This is a genomic window from Agromyces sp. Y182, from assembly GCF_059445385.1.
This window is the reverse complement of record NZ_JCAIUF010000001.1, coordinates 627,932-647,616: the sequence shown is the minus strand read 5'-3', so window position 1 is coordinate 647,616 and position 19,685 is coordinate 627,932. Positions and strand designations below refer to the sequence as shown.

Below are 19,685 nucleotides of genomic sequence, written 5' to 3'. Positions count from 1 at the left end.
CGCTCCTCGCCGTCGCACTCGCGCGCCTCGCACTCGCGCGCCTCGCACTCGCGCGCCTCGCACTCGCGCGCCTCGCACTCGCGCGCCTCGCACTCGCGCGCCTCGCGCGGGGCGTGACGACGTTTTGCGCACCTACGATCTTTGCGGGGTACCGTGAGGCGGCAAAGGGTCGTCACGGCGTTGCCCACGGCGTTGCCCACGCGTTGCCCACGCGTTGCCCACGGCGTAGTCCGCGCTGCCCACGCGCTGCCCGGCGTTGCCGACGTCGCGGGCGCGCTTCACCCCTAAGCTGGGAATGCGTTTTCCGAATGCCCGCGATCTTGGAGGAATCACCCGTGCACTACGGCGCCGACTACAACCCCGAGCAGTGGCCTGAAGAGATCTGGCCCGACGACGTCGCGCGCATGCGCGAGGCCGGCATCACCATGGTGAGCCTCGGCATCTTCTCGTGGTCGCGCATCCAGCCGCGCGAGGGCGAGTTCGACTTCGAGTGGCTCGACCGCGTGATCGCGCTGCTGCACGAGGGCGGCATCGCCGTCGACCTCGCGACCGCAACCGCCTCACCGCCGCCGTGGGCTTCCGCGAATTACCCGGAGCTGCTGCCGCAGGATGAGAACGGCGCCACGTACTGGCCGGGCAGCCGGCAGCAGTTCGCGCCCTCCTCGCCCGTGTACCGACGCCTCGCCGGTGAACTCGTCACCGCGATCGCCGAGAGGTATGCGGGGCATCCGGCCGTCGTCATGTGGCACGTCAACAACGAGTACGGCTGCCACCTGAACATGGACTTCTCGGATGCCGCGCGCGACGCATTCCGCCGCTGGCTGGCCGACCGCTACGGCGCCGTCGACGCCCTCAACGAGGCATGGGGCACGAACTTCTGGTCGCAGCGGTACCAGTCGTTCGACGAGATCTTCCCGCCCCGCAAGGCGCCCTACAGTCATAACCCCGGCCAGCTGCTCGACTACCGCCGGTTCACGAGCGACATGCTGCTCGAGTGCTACCTCATGGAGCGCGAGATCATCCGCGCCGCCGGCGCGACCCAGCCGATCACGACGAACTTCATGGGTGCGTTCAAGCCCGCGAACTACGAGCAGTGGGCGCCTCACCTCGACCTCATCAGCGACGATGCGTACCCCGACCCGAACGACCCCGAGTCGTACCGCACCGCGGCGTTCCAGCGCGACCTCGTGCGCTCGCTGAAGCCCGGAGTGCCGTGGATCCTCATGGAGCAGGCCACGAACGCGCTCAACTGGCGCCCGACGAACGCGCCCAAGGCGCCCGGCCAGATGGCCGCCCTCAGTGCGCAGGCGATCGGTCGCGGAGCCGACGGCATCCTGTTCTTCCAGTGGCGGCAGTCCCGCGCGGGCGCTGAGAAATTCCACTCGGCGATGCTGCCGCACGCGGGCACCGAGACCCGCACGTGGCGCGAGGTCACCGAACTCGGCCGCAAGCTGGGCGCGCTCGGCAGTCGTGGCGCCCTGCCGACGGCCCCGGCCGACGAGTCCGAGGCCCGCGTCGCACTCGTCTTCGACTGGGAGAACTGGTGGGCCGTCGAGGCCTCCGACCATCCACTGAACGAGCTTGACTACCTCGAGGTCGTGCAGCGCTGGTACCGCGCCCTGCACCGGCGCCACGTGCAGGTCGACATCGTGCCGCCCGAGCGCGTCGACGGCCGCTATTCGCTCGCGATCGCACCGCTGCTCTACCTCCTGCGCGAGCCCGGGGCCGCCGCGCTCACCGCGTTCGTCGAGGGCGGCGGGCACCTCCTCGCCGGCCCGTTCACCGACATCGTCGACGAGCACGACCGGTTCCGAGCAGGCGGGTACCTCACGCAGCTCGGCGAGCTCTGCGGCATCCGCCTCGAAGACTTCGGCGCGCTCGTCGCACCCGGCAGCACCGCCCCCGGAGAGCGCGAGGCGCGCTTCGCGAGCGAGGGCGGTGGGGCCGACCTCGGCTTGGGCGAACAGCTCGGCACGCTCGTCGCGGAAGAGATCGAAGCGACGGATGCCACGATCGAGGCCTCGTTCACGAGCGGCCGCCGCGCGGGGCATCCGGCGCTCACGGCTCGCCGAGCCGGCAGCGGAGTCGCCCGCTACCTCGCGACCGTGCCCGACGAGGCCGGCGCCCTCGCGGTGATCGACCACGTGCTCGCCGATGCCGGCGTCGAGCCGGTCGTCGCAGGCCTGCCCGACCACGTCGAGGCGGCTCGCCGCGGCTCGCTGCTCACGCTCATCCACCACGGCTCGGGCGAGCCCCCGGTCACATTCGCCATGGCCGGTGTCGACGCCGTCACAGGGGAGCACGTCGAACAGGTCACGCTCGCGCCATTCGACTGGGTGCTGCTGCAGCAGCATGCGTGACCGGATGCCCCGCGATACGATGCCCGAAACGCGAGGAGGCGCCATGCACGCCCTCATCCTGACCGGTTCCAGACGCTACGCCGACCAGTGGCATGCCTACGCCGAGACGAGTCCGCGGCTTGCGGAACTCGTCGAATCGGCCGGTTACACGGTGACCACCACCGACGACATCGATGCCGCATTGGCGAGCCTGGGGGTCGACGTCGACCTCATCGTCGTGAACGCCGGCGACCCCGAGGGGCCGAGTCCCGCGGCGACATCCGACACGCCAAGCCTGCCGGACGCACCGGGCACGCTGGCCGCTCCGGCCGCACCGGAGGCACCGGACGCACCCGAAGGGCCGGACGCACCTGACACCTCCGTGCTTGCTGCGGCGAACGCCGCCCTCGACGCGGCTCTCGACCGAGGCGTCGGCATCCTCGCCGTGCATTCGGCCGCCGCGAGCCTGCGCGACTACCCCGCGTACGAGCACGCGCTCGGCGCGCGCTGGGTGCGGGACCACTCGTGGCATCCGCCGATCGGCGACGCCCAGGTGCACATCGTCGGCAACCATGCGATCGTCGACGGGCTCGCCGATTTCGACGTGTTCGACGAGCGGTACACCGACTTCCGGCTCCTCGACGTGATCGAGCCGATCGCCGAGCACGAGCACGAGGGCACCCGGCACCCGCTCGTCTGGGCGCGCGAGATCGGCCGATCGAGGCTCGTCTACGACGCGCTCGGGCACGACGTGCGCTCCTACGACTCGGTCGGCCACCGCGAGCTGCTCGCGCGCTCGCTCGCCTGGCTCGCCGGAGTGCCGGGCCCGACGGCGAACGTGCCGTGAGCCGCGTCGTCATCGCACCCGACTCCTTCAAGGGCACGGTCAGCGCCGCGGATGCCGCGGCCGCCCTCGCACGCGGCTGGCATGCGGTTCGGGTCGGCGACGTAATCGTGCTGCGACCCATGGCCGATGGCGGCGAAGGCACTCTCGACGCGTTCGAGATCGCAGTGCCGGGTGCGCGGCGAATGCCGATCTCGGTGCGCGGACCGGTCTCTGCGCCCGTCGAAACGCACTGGCTGCTGCTGCCCGACGGCACCGGAGTCGTCGAGCTCGCCGCGACCTCGGGCATCACGCTCCTCGATCCGCTCGCGCCGCTCGACGCGCACTCCGCGGGCTTCGGCGAGGCGATCGCCGCAGCACTCGACCACGGTGTCGCCCGCCTGCTGCTCGCGCTCGGCGGCAGCGCCTCCACCGACGGCGGAGTCGGCGCGCTCTCCGTGCTCGGTGCCCGCTTCCTCGACGCAGACCGGCGCCCGGTGCGGCTCGGCAATCGCGGTCTCGGCACGATCGCGCGCGTCGACCTCTCGGGTCTGCGGCCGCTGCCAGACGGCGGTGCGGTGATCCTCGGCGACGTCACCAATCCGCTCCTCGGCAGGGCAGGGGCCGCAGCGGTGTTCGGACCGCAGAAGGGGGCGGATGCCGCGACGGTCGAGGTGCTCGACGGCAACCTCGCGCGGCTCGCCCGACTCGTTCCGGTCGTCTCGCCCGAGGCCCCGGGCGCCGGCGCCGCGGGCGGAGCCGGTTTCGGCTTTCTCGCCTGGGGCGCCGAGATGGGCGGCGGCGCTGCGCGCGTCGCCGATGCCATCGGGCTCACTCACGACCTGGCCGGCGCCGCCCTCGTGATCACCGGCGAGGGACGATTCGACGGTCAGTCCGAGGCGGGCAAGGCGCCGAGCGAGGTGGCCCGCCTGGCCGCGGCGGCGGGCGCGCCGGTGGCGCTCGTCGCCGGGGCGATCACGGCCGAGCCGCGAGGATTCGCGGCATCCGTCGCCCTGGCGGACCTCGCAGGTGGCGCGCCCGCCGCGATGGCGGAACCGGTCAGGTGGCTCGAAGCCGCCGGCGCAGCACTCGCCGGCGGCGCGGCGGGCGATGCCGTGCGCTGAGCGACGCTCGCGGGGTCAGGTGTGGTGCAGCCCCGGATGAGGCTTGGCGGGTTCGGCGCGCACGAACTTGCCGTGGCGCTCGGCCGGATCGTGCGTGTCGGGGTGCTCCTCGGTCGAGGTGTAATCACCGACGGAAGACTCGTCGTCGGCAACGCCGTCGGTTCGCGTGTACTCGCCGGCCACCGTTCGCTTGTGCGGTGCTTCGCCGTCGACCTCGGTGTAGCTGCCCTCGAGGTCGTCGGTGGGCATGGTCTCGTCGGTCGGTTCGGCCTGATCGGCGGGCAGGTTCGGCTCGTCGGGCGACTGCGGCTCAGCGGGTCGGTTCGATTCGGACATCATCGCTCCCTCACTCGTAGATCGGGGCGCCGTCATCGGGGCGACGTCTCGCCTCCCATGCTATGCGCATGAGGTGTGTGAGTGGGCGGGCCGACTCAGCGGCCGGATCAGCGGCCGGATCAGCGGCGGACCCGGCTGCAGGATCAGCGGCCGGATCAGCGGCTGACCCGGCTGCAGGATCAGCGGCCGTCGAGCATGACCGGCTGCTCGCCGCCGGCCCAGCTCACCCGGTAGCTGCCCCGGAACCCGCGCACGACGACGCGCCCCGCGGCATCCGTGCGCATCGTCGTCGGCGCCAGCCACCACTCGCCTTTCACGAGGGCGTGCAGCGCGTCGTACGAGGGCTTCGGCGTGCCGTCGGCCCGCAACAGTCCGATGGGAGCGCCGAGCCAGGCGCCGCGGTCGGTGATGCCCCAATAGTTGATCGCCTCGACCGCCGGGTGCCCGACGAGCGAGCGGTAGTGCCGGGTGAGCTCGTCGGCCTGCCGCGCCTCGCCCTCGGGTGTCGACGGCCACGACGGCACCTGCCAGTCGTTGAGATCGACGATGTGCGCCGGCATGAGCTCACCCGAGACGAGCGAGGTCTCGGTCAGGTGCAACGGCAGTCCGTAGCGCGCGAAGCGGTCGACCATGGCGAGCATCTCGTCTTCGCCCCAGTAGCCCTGGTGCATGTGCGTCTGCAAGCCGATCGCGTCGATGCGGATGCCGGCTTCGAGCACGCCCTCGATGAGACACTCGTACGCGCTCGAGAGGTCGAAGTCGTTCAACAGCAGCGTCGCCGAGGGGTTGGCCGCGCGTGCTTCCTCGAACGCGAGCCGAATCACGGGGATGCGCCCCCGCGCCCGCGCGAGCCGGGTGAGCCCGTTGTCCTCCTGCCCGAAGACGGGCATGATGACGACCTCGTTGATCGCGTCCCACGTGTCGATGAGGCCCGCGAAGTCGCCCACCTCGCGGCGGATGCGCTCGCGCAGCGTCGCCTCCACCTCGTCGAGCGACAACGGCAGCAGCCAGTCGGGTGCGAGCGTGTGCCAGGCGAGCGGATGCCCCTTCACCGCGACATCCCGTGCCGAGAACCATTCGGCGGCCGCTCGCAGCCGCGCGGTGCGGGGCCGGCCCCGCTCGGGCTCGAATTGCGCCCAGTAGAACGGCAGCGTCGCCGTATTGAAGAGGGCGAGCCAGTGTTCGGCGAGGCGAGCGGATGCCGCGTCGCCCTCGCCGTTGGCATGGTCGACGAGTTCGAAGCCGATGTTGCCGAAGCCGAAGGCGTGGCCGGTCTGTTCGACGGTGACGTCGGTGTCTGCGAGGGGCGCGCCCGAGGCGCAGGTCAGGGTGACCTGCGCCTCGGTGATGCGGTGCTCGAGCGTCATCCTCGGCCCGTACCCCGATCGTCGTGCCGGCCGTGACCCGAATCTCGGTCGTCGTGCTTCTTGTCGTCGTGCTTCTTGTCGTGGTTGTGCTTCTTGTCGTGGCGTTTGCACTCGGACTTGCCCGGCTGCACGACGATGTCCGCCGAGGCCACCTGCGTCTCGCCGACGACTGCCGTCAGCAGGCGCCTGCCCGGTTTCGTCGATGCGGGCACCGTGACGTCGGATGCCGCGGCACCCGTGGCATCAGTCGTGACGGTTGCGAGCAGCACTCCGGTGTCGTGCTTGCCGTGACCGGCGCTCTCGAGTACGAGCGAGACCACCGAGCCGGGAGCGAACCCACTGAGTGCGACGCTCACGGTGTCGCCCGCGCGCACCTTGCCCGACTCGAGTTCGATCGCCGGGTCGAGCACGGGAGCGGCGACGAGCCGCCCGACGCCCCAGCGCGCCGTCGACTGGTACCCGGTACCCGACGGGTCGGCCCAGTTGCGGATGCTCGTGCGCGCCCCGGCGGCAGCGTCGTTCACCTGGAAGTCGAGCCCGTGGAAGGTGCCGGCGCCGCCGGCCTCGAGCAGGCTGATCGATGCCTCGACGAGGTAGCCGCCGTAGACGATCGTGGTGGCGCTGTCGACGCGAGCGTCTTGCGCGGCCTCGTCGCCCGTGCCGAACGAGACGGCATTCTCGGCGCTGATGCGGATCTGCGTGTCGTCGGCGCGGTAGCCGCCGTTCTTCGCATTGCCGCCATCGACGTAGAGCTCGACGGAGTCCTGCACCCACGGGTCGGAACCCGAGACGTCGACCACGGGGTCGGCCACCTCGGCGAGCACGTAGAGCGTGTCGCCCTGCCAGAGGGTGCGCACCTGCGCGCTCGCGCCGTCGGTGCCCTCCACCTGCTTCTCGGTGGCGACCGTGCCGGCGCCGGCCCAGATCTCGTCGATCGCGCCGTCGACGACGGGCGCCGTCGAGGCTTCGGTCACGTCGAGCGTCGAGAGCGGTTCGAGGAGCGTCAGGGTGCCGACCGCGCCGGGCGAGTTCCAGCCGGTGGTCGTGTCACCGTCGACGACGCGCACGTCGAACGGCAGTGTGCTGCCTTCGGCGGCGGCCTCGAGTGGCAGGTGCGCCACGAGGCGGTAACCGTCAGCGGTCGGCGTGACGACGGCTTCGACAGCCGGGTCGTCGCCGTCGGAAGCCGCGCCATCACGCGACACCCCGGCTGTTGCGTCGCCCCAGGCGAATTCGACGCCGTCGGCGGCATCCGTCGTCGGGTCGTGCACGTCGACGTACGCGGTGAGGTGATCGGTCTCCCAGCGCAGCTGGAACGATGATGCCGAGCCGATCGGATGCTGCGGCAACTGCTGCCAGGCGAGCGCGTCGGTGGCGCCGGCGTCGAGGGCCACGTCGCCGCGGAACACGTTCGCCGTGCGCAGCTGCGCCGGCAGCTCGCCGTCGACGACACCGAAGTAGGCGGGCTTGGCCTGCAACCCGTCGTCGAAGAGCAGCGGTGCACCCGAGTCGTTGCGCCAGCTGCGACCGTCGGTCAGGCCCCACACGCTCACCGAGAACAGCTCGTCGGCGTGTTCCCGGAAGATTCGGAACGCATCGCGGTAGTAGTAGCCCTGCTCGATGAGGCGCGCCTGGGTCACCGGTGTGCCCGTCGTGACGTCGAGCTCGGTGACCGCCTGGCGCAGGCCCATGCCCTCGAAGGCGACGATCGCCTGCTCGAGCGACGCGATCGGGCTCGCGAGACTCAGGTGGAACTGGTGCCCCACCCCGTCGACCGGAACTCCGCGAGCCAGCAGCCGTTCGACGAGTGCGTGGTAACGGTCTTGTTTGCCCGACTGCTCGGTGTTGTAGTCGTTGATGAAGAGCGTCACCGGCCGCTCGGCGTCGGGCGCGGCGTAGACCTCGTTGAACGCCTCGTCGGCGTACTGGAAGGCGAGGTCGATGTAGGACTCGCCCAGCACGCGGAACCATTCGCTGCGCCGCAGCCCGTCGTCGAACTCGCCGCCGTCGGAGACGACCTCGTTGACCACGTCGAAGGCGTACAGCGGGTTGGTGTCCCCGCCGAACGCGCCGTACGTGTCGCTGAGGTATTCGGCGACGCTGAAGATGTGGGTGCGCATGCGGTCGCGCAGCACCTGCTGGTCTTCGGCGCTCGTCGTGAGCGGTTCGCCCGCCGCGTTCTGGAAGAACCACGCCGGCGTCTGGCTGTGCCAGACGAGCGTGTGGCCGTACACGGCGACGTCATTCGCCTGCGCGAACGCCATGAGCGCGTCGGCTTCGGCATGGGGCGTGAACTGCTGGTTCTCGTCGTACCAGGCTTCGGGCTTCATGAAGTTCTCAGCCGTCACCTGGTCGAAGTGCTTCAGCAGCAGTTCGGATGCCGCGCCCGACGTCTCCCGGCTGTCGATCGCAGCTCCCACGGCGAAATCGGCGGTGTCCTTGATCGGCAGCAGGTCTTGCACTTCGGCCTCGCCCGGCTCCCGCACGACGATGTCGTCGATGAGCAGATCAGAGGTGTTACCGCCGTTATAGTCCGTCTCGAAGTAGAGCAGCGCGGAATCGGCCGCCCCCATCTGGAACGTCTGGCTGACCTGCACCCACTCGCTGTTCGACATGCCAGTGAACTGGCCGAGGGTCGAGTACGAGGTCGACTCGTCGACGGTGCGCGCGATGCTCAACCACACGTCGTCGGCGGGCTGGCCCTCACCGAACTTCACCCAGGCCGAGAGTTCGTAGCTGCGACCCTCGACGAGCACGCCGGTCACATCGTGTCCGATTCCCTGCCCCTGGGATACCCGCCCCGAGACGAGCGCGGACTGCGTGCCGCTGTGCGCCGCCGCAGCCGTGACGGCGACGGATGCCGCGCCGCTGGCGTCGGACCTCGCGGCCCAGCCGTCGAGGCCCTCCTCGAATCCGGTCGACAGCTCGTCGATCTCCGCGCCCGGTGAACCGCCGCCCGCGGTCGCCGCCGAGATGAGCAGGTCGTCGACGAGGTAGTCGTAGCTCGCCGCCGTGCCGAGAGCAGCGGTGCCGAGGTAGACCTGCAGCGTGCTCACGTCGGTGTCGGCCGGCACCGTGAACGTGCCGGTGACCGTCGACCACCCGCCGGAGGTCATGCTCGTGTTGCCGATCCAGGTGTAGGAGGGCTTCATCACGAAGCGGATGTCTGCCGCCCCCGCTGCATCGTCGGCGAGCTTCGCGCGCATCGAGAGGTTCACGACGTCGCCGGGCGCGAGGGCGTCGAAGAGCCCCGCCGGCGACTGGATGCCTTCGTAGTCGTTTGCGCGGCCGCCGATGCGGAGCACCTTGCCGCCATCGTCGTCGACGACGGTGAGTGAGACGCCGCCGCTCGGCTCCCAGGCGCCGACCGTGCCGTCTTCGAAGTCCGTCGCGACGAGCGTCACCTCCGCGGCGGCGGCGGCCGGCAGTGTCGTGGTCGAGAGCGGCACGAGCAGCCCTGCCGCCAATGTGCCGATGGCGATCTTCTTGAGTGTCGGGTTGAGATTCATGGCGCTCCTTTGCGCAGTCGAACTCGAACGGATCATGCGTGGTGCGTGGTGCGTGGTGCGTGGTGGTGCGTGTGGTGGTGCGTGGTGCGTGGTTGGGCTTTCAACCGAGTTGCCCGATTCCGTCCAGAGTTGGGCGACTCGGGTCGGATCAGGGGTGGGCGCGGGCGGCGTACTGCTCGCGGATCACGGGTCGGGTATCGGGTGCGAGTTCCTCATCGAGGTCGAGCGGCCATGCAGGGTGCTCGCCGGTGAAGGCCCAGCTCGCCTGCCGGGCGGCGCCGTCGGCGACGTACTCCCCGGGTGCGGGAACCACGACGGGCACGTCGAAGACCTGCGCGGCGACGCGTCGCACGGCCGGGTTCTGCGCCGCCCCGCCGATGAGCAGCACGCGGGATGCCTCGACCCCCTGCGCCCGCACGGCGTCGAGGCCGTCGGCCAGGCCGCAGAGCAGCCCCTCGATGGCGGCCCGGGCGATCGCCGGGCGGTTCGTGTTGGCGAGCGTGAGGCCCGAGAACGATGCGGTGGCGTCGGGGCGGTTGGGGGTGCGCTCGCCCTCGAAGTACGGCACGAGCACGGCTCCGGATGCCCCTGGCTCAGCCGTGAGCGCGAGGCGCCCGAGTTCGGCGTGGTCGACCCCGAGCAGGCCGGCCGTCGCGTCGAGCACGCGGGCGGCATTGAGCGTCGCGATGAGGGGCAGGCGCCGCCCCGTCGCGTCGGCGAAACCCGCCACCGTGCCCGAGGCGTCGGCGATGGCGGCATCCGTCACCGCGAACACCGTGCCGCTCGTGCCGATCGAGACGATGACATCTCCGGATGCCGCGGCGAGGCCGAGTGCGGCGGCGGCATTGTCGCCCGCACCCGCCCCGACCACGATGCCGTCGGGCGTGCGCCCGGCCGCCTCATGCGGTTCGAGCACGCGCGGGAGCACGGCGTCGTGACCGAGCGCGCGCACGAACAGCTCGCGGTCGTAGCCGCTCGGGCCCCAGTACGCCGTGCCGCTCGCGTCGGAACGGTCGGTCGTGAGCTGGTCGAGCACCGGACCGAGCGGCGACTCATCCGACGGCCCGTAGCCGCGCAGCCGCCACGTGAGCCAATCGTGGGGGAGTGCCACCGCCGCGACGCGCGCCGCGGCATCCGGTTCGGCATCGCGAAGCCAGCGAAGTTTCGTCGCGGTGAACGATGCGACCGGAACGACCCCGGTGCGACGCGCGTACTCGGCGGCACCGACCTCGTCGATCAGGTCACGCGCCGCCTGCGCCGACCGGGTGTCGTTCCACAGCAGCGCGTCGCGGATGACTCGGCCCTCGGCGTCGAGCACGACCATGCCGTGCTGCTGGCCTGCGATCGAGATCGCCTCGACGCCGTCGAGTCCGCCCGCGTCGGCGAACGCCGAGAGCATGGCTCCCCACCAGGCGGCGGGGTCGACCTCGGTGCCGCCGGGGTGGGGCGCGCGGCCGGAACGCACGAGCGCCCCGGTCGCGGCATCCCGGATCACGACTTTGCAAGCCTGCGTCGACGAGTCGATCCCTGCGACGAGCGTCATGCGCCCGCCCGGGACGCGGCGCCCGCTCGGGACGCGGCCCCTGCCCTTGCCTGCTCAACCGTCGAAGCGTGCAGCAATTCAGGAGCGCACCCGGCGTGTCGCCGCGACGCGCCGGCCCAGACGGGCGCGACACGCCTCCGCTCCTGAATTACTGCAGGGCGGGGTGGGCGGGCGACGAGGCGGCGGCCGCGCATGGTCAGCGCGCGCCGAGGAGGTGCTCGGTGGCCAGCTGCTGCAGCCGCACGAAGCCGAAACCGTGGCCGCCGAGGTAGGAGTCGGCGTCGAAGTCCTCGAACGCCGAACGGTCGGCGATGAGGTCGTCGTAGCTCTCGCCGTCGCGCAGGGTGGGCTGTGCGAGCTCGTTCACCTTGGCGGCCTCGAGCGCCTGCTGCACCTCGGGGTCGGCGCGGAATGCCGCCGCCCGCTCCTTGAGGATGAGGTAGTTGGCCATGTTCGCAGCCGCCGAGTCCCAGACGCCGGTCTCGTCTTCGGTGCGTGACGGCTTGTAGTCGAAGTGGCGGGGGCCGTCGTACGTCGGGCCGCCCTCGGGGCCGCCGTTCTCGAGCAGGTCGACGAGGGCGAACGCGTTGTAGAGGTCGCCGTGGCCGAACACGAGGTCTTGGTCGTACTTGATGCCGCGCTGGCCGTTGAGATCGATGTGGAAGAGCTTGCCCTGGTAGAGCGCCTGCGCGATGCCGGCGGCGAAGTTGAGGCCCGCCATCTGCTCGTGGCCGACCTCGGGGTTGATGCCAACGAGCTCGGGGCGCTCGAGCGTCTCGATGAACGCGAGCGCGTGGCCGAGCGTCGGCAGCAGGATGTCGCCGCGGGGCTCGTTGGGCTTCGGCTCGATCGCGAAGCGGATGTCATAGCCCTTGTCGGTGACGTAGTCGCCGAGCAGGTTGACGGCCTCGCGGTACCGTTCGAGCGCCTGGCGGATGTCTTTCGCGGCGTCGTACTCGGCGCCTTCGCGCCCGCCCCACATCACGAAGGTCTTCGCGCCGAGCTCGGCGGCGAGGTCGATGTTGCGCAGCACCTTGCGCAGCGCGAAACGGCGCACGTCGCGATCGTTCGAGGTGAATCCGCCGTCTTTGAAGACGGGGGCGCTGAACAGGTTGGTGGTCACCATCGGCACGATGATGCCGGTGGCGTCGAGGGCACCCTTCAGCCGGTCGATCTGGGTCTGGCGCGCGGCATCCGTCGACCCGAAGGCGAACAGGTCGTCGTCGTGGAAGGTGAGGCCGTAGGCGCCGAGTTCGTCGAGCTTCTCGACGACGTGCACGACATCGATCGGATGCCGCGTGGGGCCGCCGAACGGATCGGTGCCGTTGTAACCGACGGTCCAGAGGCCGAAGGAGAACTTGTCGTCGCGGGTGGGGGCGTTGGCCATGGGATTCGCCTTCTCAGCATCGTCGTTGATTTGTTGTGACTATCAACATAATGGTCGCAGGGGTCCGATGCAAGCTGGGCGGGACGATTTGTTTCGAAGCGCCGCATCGCCCGCGATGCTCGCTGGAGTCGAACCGCGAGGTCGCTCCTCGAGTCCCGCGCGGCACGCACCGCGGTGGGAGTTTCGCCGATACGATCGAAACATGACAGTGGACTCCGCATCCGATCGCGTGACACTCTCACGCATCGCCGATGAGGCCGGCGTCTCGCTGGCGACGATCTCGAAAGTGCTCAACGGCCGATCGGATGTCTCGCCGGTCACGCGCGAACGCATCGAGACGCTGCTCGCGACCCGTGGCTACGTGCGTCGCGGCGGCGCACGGAGCGAGGCGCGTGCCGACCTCATCGAACTCGTCTTCCACGAACTCGACGACATCTGGTCGATGGAGCTCATCAACGGCGTCGAGATGGTCGCCAAAGAGCGCGGGCTGAGCGTCGTGCTGACCGTCAGCGGCAGCCGTCACGCCCCTGATCCCGACTGGATCGAGGGCGTCATGCGTCGCCGCCCCGTCGGCGTCGTGCTCGTCTTCTCCGACCTCGCCCCCGAGTATCGTGAGCAGCTGCGTTCGCGCGCCATCCCGTTCGTCATCATCGACCCTGCCGGCGACCCTTCGCCCGACGCGCCGTCGGTCGGCTCGGCGAACTGGTCGGGCGGGCTCATGGCGACTCGGCACCTCATCGAACTCGGCCACCGCCGCATCGCCGCGATCACAGGCCCCGACGACATGATGTGCTCGCTCGCCAGGCTCGACGGCTACCGTTCGGCGATGAACTCGGCCGGGCTGCCGATCCGGCCCGAGTGGATCCGCTTCGGCGACTTCCATGTGACCGGCGGCTTCGAACGCGCCGGCGAGCTGCTCGATCTCAGTGAGCGACCCACCGCGATCTTCGCGGGCAGCGACCTGCACGCCCTCGGCGTGCTCGATGCTGCGCGGGCTCGAGGGCTGGCGGTGCCGCACGACCTCTCGATCGTCGGGTACGACGACATTCCGCTCGCCCGCTGGGTGACGCCGCGTCTGACCACCGTGCACCAACCGCTGCGGCGCATGGGCGAGGAGGCCGCGCGCCTCGTCGTTCGCCTGAGCGACGCGCCCCAGCAGCCGACTCCCCGCATGGACCTCGCGACGAGCCTCGTCGAGCGAGAGAGCACGGCGCCGCCCGCAGCCTGAGTCGTCGCCCGGCCCGAGCCGCCCGCCTGCCGGCGCACTCGGCAGCTCGGGCAGGCGGGCGGCTCGGTCGGCTCGGCCCGGTCGACCGGGCCACTCGGGGGAGAGGGAGCGACCCAGCCGAGTACTCAGTCGAGCGGCGCGCGTCCGAACCGGTTCGCGTCGGTGCGGGCTTCGGCCTCGAGGCCCAGCACAGGAACGCGACGGTGACTCATCGGTCGACGGATGCTGCGTGATCGACCGCGATCGTCGGGTGCAGCCGTCGCTCGTGGTCGACGGCTCGGGTCTCGCCCACGAGTCGCACCGAGTGCGCGAAGACGAGGTCGGAACTCGACCGGCCCACGCTCAACACGATCTCGCCCGGCTCGACGGCACGCCGGCCGTCGCGGCCCGTGAACGAGGCGAGATCGGCGGGCACCGACATGCGGACCTCGGCAACCTCGCCGGGCTCGAGCTCGACGCGGGCGAATCCGATCAGCCGCTGCACTGGGCGCACGACGGAGGCGACCGGGTCATGCAGGTACAGCTGCACGATCTCGACGCCGCGGCGCTCGCCGGCGTTGCGCAGTGCGAGGCGCACCGAGACCTCGCCGTCGGTACGGATCTCGGCGAGGTCGTCGTCGAACGACAACCAGTCGATCGTCGAATAGCCGAGCCCGTGCCCGAACGCGAAGGCCGCCGTCGGATCGATGTTCGAGACGTCGTTGGCCCGCGCGAGGGGCGCGGCCAGGTACGTCGTCGGCTGCGAGCCGGGCGTGGCGGGCACGCTCACCGGCAGCCGGCCGCTCGGCTCGATCCGGCCGCTCAACACGCCCGCGATCGCCGCAGCGCCCGCTTCGCCCGCGAAGAACGCCTGCACGATCGCCGCGGCGTCGGTGACCGCTCGTCCGAGCGCATACGGCCGCCCGGTCAGGAGGGTCACGACCGTCGGCGTGCCCGAGGCGAGCACGGCATCGAGCAACTGCTGCTGGGCGCCGGGCAGGGTCAGCGACTCCACGTCGCACCCCTCGCCGCTCGTGCCGCGCCCGAAGAGGCCGGCCCGGTCGCCGAGCGCGAGCACCACGACATCGGCGGATGCCGCGAGCGCCGCGGCATCCGCGATCTCATCAGTCTCGCCGCCGTCGACGCTCGTGCCGCGTGCGTGCCGGATGTCGCTGCCGGGGTACTCGACCCGCAGTGCCTCGAGCACCGTGGGAATCTCGATGCCGATGGGCACACCGGGATGCTGCGACACGACGTGCGCGGGGAAGGAGTAGCAGCCGAGCATTGCATATGGGTCGTCGGCGTTCGGGCCGATGACCGCGATCGTCGGGGCGCTCGCGAGCGGCAGGGTGCCGTCGTTGCGGAGCAGCACGACGGCCTGCTCGGCCAGCCGTGTCGCGAGTGCGCGGTTGCCGGGGGAGTCGAGGTCGACCGAGCCGCGCAGCGACTCGGGCGCGGAGAGATCGAGGCCGGCGAGCACCGAGGGAACCGGTGACCAGTCGTGGTCGAGGAGCCCGAGTTCGGCCTTCTGACGCAGCACACGGCGAAGCGCCGTGTCGACGAGCGACTCGTCGACCACGCCTTGCTCGACCGCGAGTCGCAGCGGCTCGCCGAACGCTTTCACCGTTGGCAGCTCGACGTCGATGCCCGCCGCGAGTGCTGCACCCGCGGCCTCGGCCCAGGTGCCGGCCGTGCCGTGCAGCAGCTTCAGGAACGCCACCGCGAAGTAGTCGGCGACGACGGTGCCGTCGAAGCCCCACGTCTCGCGCAGCAGTCCGGTGAGCAGTGAACGGTCGGCCGCCGACGGCACGCCGTCGAGGTCGGTGTAGGCGTTCATCACGCTGCGGGCCCCGCCCTCGCGCACGGCCATCTCGAACGGCGGCAGCAGCACGTCGGCGAGCTCGCGCGGCCCGACCGAAACCGGAGCGAGGTTGCGGCCGGCGCGTGAGGCCGAGTAGCCGACGAGGTGCTTCAGAGTCGCGACGACACCCGAAGACTCGAGGCCGCGCACGTACGCCGTGCCGACGGTGGCGACGAGATACGGGTCTTCGCCGATCGTCTCCTCGACCCGCCCCCACCGGGCGTCGCGCACGACGTCGAGCACCGGGGCGAGCCCTTGGTGCACGCCGACCGAACGCAGGTCATCGCCGATGCGGCGGGCCATCTGCTCCACCAGCTCGGGGTCGAACGAGGCACCCCACGACAGCGGCACAGGGTACGCGGTCGCGCCCCACGCGGCGAAGCCGGCGAGGCACTCCTCGTGCGCGAGCGCCGGAATGCCGAATCGGTTCGCGGCGACGATGCGCTCCTGCGTGCGCATGAGCGAGATCGCGCCGACCGCAGCGTCGACCGGGGCCGTACCGAAGGGACGCGTGAGCTGGCCGAGACCTGCAGGCAACAACTCGTCGAGGTCGACATCGTCGGTCAGGTCGTGCTGGTGCGGCGCGACGTCGCCGCCTTCGTCCGACGCGCCGACCCACACCCCGTAGAGCTGGGCGAGCTTCTCATCGAGGGTCATCTCGCCGACCAGGTGCGCCACGCGCTGCTCGATCGGGAGTGCGGGGTCGCGCCACGGGGCATCCGTCGCGATGGGCTGGGTGGTCTGTGCATCGGTCATGCCGTTTGGCTCCCGTCGGGCGCCGACGACGTCGTTCGGCGAGAGTGAAGTGGGGGTGAGCGGGCGGGCCGGGTCTGCCGCCGGGGCATCCGTCGCAGGGTCGATACCAGGCGTCATCCCTTCACCGCCCCGGTGAGGCCGCCGACGATCCGCTTCTCGGCGAACAGGAAGAACACGAGCGCCGGGATCATCGCGAGCGACGTGTAGGCGAGCACCGCGCCGGTGTCTTGCGAGTACTGCGTCGCGAACTGGGTCACGCCGAGCGGCAGCGGCCAGAGCTCTTGCGGCAGGGTGCCCGTGCTGATGACGAGCAGTGGCAGCAGATACCCGTTCCAGCTTCCGACGAAGGCGAGCACGCCGACCGTGACGAGCCCGGGCATCGACAGCGGTAGGAGGATGCGCCAGAAGAAGCCGATGCGCGTCGTGCCGTCGATGGCCGCGGCCTCTTCGAGCTCATCGGGGATGGCGCGCAGGAACGGCACGAGGATGATGATCGTCGTCGGCAGCGCGAACGCGATCGACGGAATGATGACTCCGAGGAAGCTGCCGTGCAGGCCGAGGGTGCGCAGCAGCAGTGTCAGCGGAAGCGCCGCGACGGTGAGCGGGAACATCAGCCCGGCGGCGAAGAGGAGGTAGAGCCCTTCACGGCCCCGGAAGGTGTATCGGGCGAGGACGAACGCGGCCATCACGCCGACGACGACGACGCCTGCCGTGGTGCCGAACGCGAGGATCATGCTGGAGAGCACATTGCCCCAGAAGCGCGGCGAGCCGAGTACGAGGCTCCAGTTGTCGAAGGTCCACGGGGCGGGCAGGCCCGCCGGATTGGCGTTGAGGTCGGCCGTCGTGCGGAAGCCGCCGATGAACACGTAGAGCACGGGCCCGATCGCGACCGCTGCGACGACGAGCGCGACGAGGTAGACGAACGGCTGACCCCAGTCGAAGCGCTGACGACCGGTGGGATCGCGTCGGGCGGCGATGCGGGAGCCGCCCGTGGCGGTGGAAGCGACCGACATGATCAGTTCACTCCTCTCGTGATGGAGCCGGCGAGATCGCGGCGAAGGGCGAAACGCTGGTAGACGAGTGCGACGACCAGCGAGATGAGAAACAGGATGACGGCGACTGCGCTGCCGAAGCCTGGCTGGCCGCCGAACTGGCCCTTCTCGACCATGTAGGTGGCCATCGTCGAGGTCGCATTGAGAGGGCCGCCGCGAGTGGTGACCCAGACCATGTCGAAGAGCTGCAACGCGCCGATGATCGACAGGAAGGCCCAGATCCGAATGGTCGGACCGAGCAGGGGGATGGTGATGTGGCGCTGGATCTGCCACCAGCTGGCGCCGTCGATCGCGGCGGCCTCTGCGAGCTCTTCGGGCACGCCCTGCAGACCGGCGAGCATGAGCAGGATCGCGAAGCCGACGTACTTCCAGGTGAGGATCGCGAACATCGTCCACAGGGCGATGTTCGGATCAGCGAGCCAGTTCTGCTTGAACGCGCCGAGGCCGACGGCCTCGAGCATGGTGTTCACTCCACCCTGCGGCTGCAGCAGGAGCTTCCAGGAGAGGCCGGCGATGACCTCGGCGAGCACGTACGGCACGAAGATGAGCAGCCGCAGCGGGCCACGGCCGCGCAGCTTGCGGTTCAGGAGCAGTGCGATGCCGATCGCGAGTGGTCCCTGGATCACCAGCGACAGCCCGAGGATCAGGAAGTTGTTGCCGACGGAGCGGACGAATGCGGGGTCGCCGAGCGCTCGCGTGTAGTTGTCGAACCCGACGAAGCGTTCGGGGTCGGCGAGGTCGTCCCACTGGAACGCCTGCGGCAGGTTGTAGAAGCTGTAGACGCCCGCGAGGAGCACGGGCAGGATCACGAAGCCGAGGAAGAGGATCAAGGCCGGACCGACGAACAGCACGATCTCGGCCCGCTTGCGCGCCTTGCCTACCCCCGGGCGGGGACGACGGGCGGGGGTCGGGCCCGCGGAGACCGCGGGCCCGACCGTTTCGATGACACTGGTCATGGTTAGAGCGTCGCCGCCGCGTCCTGCATCTTCTTCACGATGTCCTCGGGCGTACCGGCGCCGCCGAAGAGGTTCACGATGCCCTCGTTCATGGCGTTGCCGACGGTCGTGCCGAATGCGGTGTCGAACCAGATCTGCACGAACGACGATGCTGCGAGGCCCTCGGCCACGGTCTTCAGGTTCGGGTCCTCGAGCGATGCGACCGCGCTCGGCACGGTGGGGATGCCCGAGCCACTTGCCGCGAACCGCGCCTGCACGTCTTCGCTCATGATGTATTCGAGGAGCTCGGCGCACTCCGGCGGTGCATCCGCGGAGCAGGCGAAGCCGTCACCGCCGCCGAGCGAGGCGGTCGGGTCGCCCGCTGCACCCTCGATGCCGGGGAACGGGAACCATCCGAGGAATTCGGGCACTTCGCCGTCGGCCGTCAGTCCGCCGATCTGGCCGGCGTTCCAGTGACCCATGAGTTCCATCGCGGCCTGGCCGTTCGCCATGAGGCCTGCCGAGCTGCCGGCGCCGGTCTGGGCGGGGGTGCCGAGGAAGCCCTCTTGGAACGGCTCGATGCCGAGGAACGCCTGGAGCTGCTCGCCCGCCTCGACCCAGCAGTCGTCGCTGAAGTCGAGCTCGGTCTCGGATGCCTGCAACACCTCGGGGGAGCACGAGTGCAGCGCGAACTGGTACCACCAGTGCGCGGCCGGCCACTTGTCGCCTGCGCCGACGGCGATCGGGGTGATGCCCGCCTCGCGCAGCTTGCCCGCCGCGTCGACGAGATCGTCGAGTGTCGTCGGCGTCTCATCGATGCCGGCCTGTTCGAAGAGATCGGCGTTGTACCAGAAGCCCTCGATGCCGAAGGTGAACGGGATGCCGTAGGTCTTGCCGTCGACCTGCCAGGGGTTGACGGTGGCTCCGACGCTTTCGATGGTGTCGGGGATGGCCTCGTCGAGCTGCATGAGGTAGTCGTTGGAGACCTGGTCGCGCAGCTCTCCGCCTGGCCAGACCTGGAAGAGGTCGGGCGGGTCGCCGGCCGCGAGGGCGTTCGGGATCAGCGTGCGCTGGAGTTCTTCGTTCTGATAGCCGGTCTGCTCGACGGTGACCCCGGGATGGGCCTCCTCGAACTCTGCGGCGACCTCTTCCCAGACCGCTGGCAGCGGACCGGATGTGGCGTTGTGCCACCATGTGAGCGTGACGTCGCCGTCACCGCCGCCGTCGTCACCGCCGCCCGCGGAACAGGCTGTGAGCGAGGCGACAGCGAGGCCCGCTGCTGCTGCGAGCGTGACGAGCCGTGTGGTGCTTCGTCTGTTCATCATTGAACCTCTCGAAAGTTTCGACTACCACGTCGAAAGTGATCTGGACGCCTTGAATATACGCGGCAATGGGATATGCCGTCAACCGCAACAAATACGGCGCGCCGAAAGAGGCCGATTCCGA

The 19,685-nt window shown here is 70.3% G+C and carries 13 protein-coding genes; 4 read left to right on the top strand and 9 right to left on the bottom strand.

The annotated features are described in order from the left end of the window. Positions 1 to 308 precede the first annotated feature (308 nt). Genes AC1C2R_RS02925 through AC1C2R_RS02915 form a run of 3 tightly spaced genes read left to right on the top strand, consistent with a single transcriptional unit; the run spans position 309 to position 4,286 of the window. On the top strand, positions 309 to 2,360 hold the full coding sequence (locus tag AC1C2R_RS02925; RefSeq protein ID WP_495378886.1) for a beta-galactosidase: 2,052 nt from the start codon (positions 309 to 311) through the stop codon (positions 2,358 to 2,360). Positions 2,361 to 2,403: 43 nt separating this feature from the next. Next, positions 2,404 to 3,186 (top strand): ThuA domain-containing protein, encoded by a 783-nt coding sequence (locus AC1C2R_RS02920; RefSeq protein WP_495378885.1) that lies wholly within the window; start codon positions 2,404 to 2,406, stop codon positions 3,184 to 3,186. Continuing rightward, positions 3,183 to 4,286: a glycerate kinase gene (locus tag AC1C2R_RS02915; protein ID WP_495351042.1), complete on the top strand. Its 1,104-nt coding sequence runs from the start codon at positions 3,183 to 3,185 to the stop codon at positions 4,284 to 4,286. Before AC1C2R_RS02920 ends, AC1C2R_RS02915 begins: the two co-directional genes overlap by 4 nt. A gap of 15 nt (positions 4,287 to 4,301) precedes the next feature. Here the strand turns inward: AC1C2R_RS02915 and AC1C2R_RS02910 are convergent, their stop codons facing one another. From AC1C2R_RS02910 to xylA, 5 genes are all read right to left on the bottom strand, one after another. Beyond that, positions 4,302 to 4,622 (bottom strand): hypothetical protein, encoded by a 321-nt coding sequence (locus AC1C2R_RS02910; protein ID WP_495351041.1) that lies wholly within the window; start codon positions 4,620 to 4,622, stop codon positions 4,302 to 4,304. Positions 4,623 to 4,801: 179 nt separating this feature from the next. Further along, a complete protein-coding gene (locus tag AC1C2R_RS02905) occupies positions 4,802 to 5,989 on the bottom strand; it encodes an endo-1,4-beta-xylanase (RefSeq protein WP_495378884.1) in 1,188 nt (395 codons plus the stop codon). Then, positions 5,986 to 9,498, bottom strand: a complete 3,513-nt coding sequence (locus tag AC1C2R_RS02900) for an endo-1,4-beta-xylanase (RefSeq protein ID WP_495378883.1) — start codon at positions 9,496 to 9,498, stop codon at positions 5,986 to 5,988. The genes AC1C2R_RS02905 and AC1C2R_RS02900 overlap by 4 nt, the downstream gene beginning before the upstream one ends. Positions 9,499 to 9,646: 148 nt before the next feature. Beyond that, positions 9,647 to 11,041: a xylulokinase gene (xylB, locus tag AC1C2R_RS02895; protein WP_495378882.1), complete on the bottom strand. Its 1,395-nt coding sequence runs from the start codon at positions 11,039 to 11,041 to the stop codon at positions 9,647 to 9,649. A 196-nt stretch (positions 11,042 to 11,237) separates the two neighbouring features. After that, on the bottom strand, positions 11,238 to 12,428 hold the full coding sequence (gene xylA, locus AC1C2R_RS02890) for a xylose isomerase (protein ID WP_495351037.1): 1,191 nt from the start codon (positions 12,426 to 12,428) through the stop codon (positions 11,238 to 11,240). Positions 12,429 to 12,630: 202 nt separating this feature from the next. Between xylA and AC1C2R_RS02885 the strand changes: the two genes are divergently transcribed. Further along, positions 12,631 to 13,656, top strand: coding sequence for a LacI family DNA-binding transcriptional regulator (locus AC1C2R_RS02885; RefSeq protein ID WP_495351036.1), 1,026 nt, complete (start codon positions 12,631 to 12,633; stop codon positions 13,654 to 13,656). 208 nt (positions 13,657 to 13,864) lie between these two features. On the opposite strand, the gene AC1C2R_RS02880 is transcribed toward AC1C2R_RS02885, so the two are convergent. The 4 genes from AC1C2R_RS02880 to AC1C2R_RS02865 form a co-directional block, all read right to left on the bottom strand. Then, positions 13,865 to 16,252 carry a beta-xylosidase/alpha-l-arabinosidase gene (locus AC1C2R_RS02880; protein ID WP_495378881.1) on the bottom strand — a complete coding sequence of 796 codons (2,388 nt, stop codon included), beginning with the start codon at positions 16,250 to 16,252 and terminating at the stop codon, positions 13,865 to 13,867. A 113-nt stretch (positions 16,253 to 16,365) separates the two neighbouring features. Beyond that, positions 16,366 to 17,265, bottom strand: a complete 900-nt coding sequence (locus AC1C2R_RS02875) for a carbohydrate ABC transporter permease (protein WP_495351034.1) — start codon at positions 17,263 to 17,265, stop codon at positions 16,366 to 16,368. A gap of 2 nt (positions 17,266 to 17,267) precedes the next feature. Next, on the bottom strand, positions 17,268 to 18,260 hold the full coding sequence (locus AC1C2R_RS02870; RefSeq protein WP_495378880.1) for a carbohydrate ABC transporter permease: 993 nt from the start codon (positions 18,258 to 18,260) through the stop codon (positions 17,268 to 17,270). A gap of 2 nt (positions 18,261 to 18,262) precedes the next feature. After that, positions 18,263 to 19,561, bottom strand: coding sequence for an ABC transporter substrate-binding protein (locus tag AC1C2R_RS02865; protein ID WP_495378879.1), 1,299 nt, complete (start codon positions 19,559 to 19,561; stop codon positions 18,263 to 18,265). Positions 19,562 to 19,685 lie beyond the last annotated feature (124 nt).

Bases quoted from the DNA above. Each gene is read 5' to 3' on its own strand.
- AC1C2R_RS02925 (WP_495378886.1), top strand. From the start codon at position 309: ATGCCCGCGATCTTGGAGGAATCACCCGTGCACTACGGCGCCGACTAC.
- AC1C2R_RS02920 (WP_495378885.1), top strand. From the start codon at position 2,404: ATGCACGCCCTCATCCTGACCGGTTCCAGACGCTACGCCGACCAGTGG.
- AC1C2R_RS02910 (WP_495351041.1), bottom strand. From the start codon at position 4,622: ATGTCCGAATCGAACCGACCCGCTGAGCCGCAGTCGCCCGACGAGCCG.
- AC1C2R_RS02905 (WP_495378884.1), bottom strand. From the start codon at position 5,989: ATGACGCTCGAGCACCGCATCACCGAGGCGCAGGTCACCCTGACCTGC.
- AC1C2R_RS02900 (WP_495378883.1), bottom strand. From the start codon at position 9,498: ATGAATCTCAACCCGACACTCAAGAAGATCGCCATCGGCACATTGGCG.
- xylB (WP_495378882.1), bottom strand. From the start codon at position 11,041: ATGACGCTCGTCGCAGGGATCGACTCGTCGACGCAGGCTTGCAAAGTC.
- xylA (WP_495351037.1), bottom strand. From the start codon at position 12,428: ATGGCCAACGCCCCCACCCGCGACGACAAGTTCTCCTTCGGCCTCTGG.
- AC1C2R_RS02885 (WP_495351036.1), top strand. From the start codon at position 12,631: ATGACAGTGGACTCCGCATCCGATCGCGTGACACTCTCACGCATCGCC.
- AC1C2R_RS02880 (WP_495378881.1), bottom strand. From the start codon at position 16,252: ATGACCGATGCACAGACCACCCAGCCCATCGCGACGGATGCCCCGTGG.
- AC1C2R_RS02875 (WP_495351034.1), bottom strand. From the start codon at position 17,265: ATGTCGGTCGCTTCCACCGCCACGGGCGGCTCCCGCATCGCCGCCCGA.
- AC1C2R_RS02870 (WP_495378880.1), bottom strand. From the start codon at position 18,260: ATGACCAGTGTCATCGAAACGGTCGGGCCCGCGGTCTCCGCGGGCCCG.
- AC1C2R_RS02865 (WP_495378879.1), bottom strand. From the start codon at position 19,561: ATGAACAGACGAAGCACCACACGGCTCGTCACGCTCGCAGCAGCAGCG.